General features: G+C 53.8%; 1 rRNA gene. It reads left to right on the forward strand.

Going from position 1 to position 208, the window contains the following annotated elements:
• A 23S ribosomal RNA gene (locus QP775_RS25690) occupies nucleotides 1-208 on the forward strand; the annotation flags it as partial.

Consider the following 208-nt stretch of genomic DNA (forward strand, 5'->3'; position numbering starts at 1 on the left):
ACAGTTCGGTCCCTATCTGTCGCGGGCGTAGGAAATTTGAGAGGAGCTGTCCTTAGTACGAGAGGACCGGGATGGACGTACCGCTGGTGTACCAGTTGTCTCGCCAGAGGCATAGCTGGGTAGCCAAGTACGGAAGGGATAAGCGCTGAAAGCATCTAAGCGTGAAGCCCCCCTCAAGATGAGATTTCCCAATTAGTAAGACCCCTTG

Origin of the sequence: Paenibacillus sp. UMB4589-SE434 (genome assembly GCF_030226685.1) — a bacterium.
In the GTDB taxonomy this organism is placed as follows: domain Bacteria; phylum Bacillota; class Bacilli; order Paenibacillales; family Paenibacillaceae; genus Paenibacillus_B.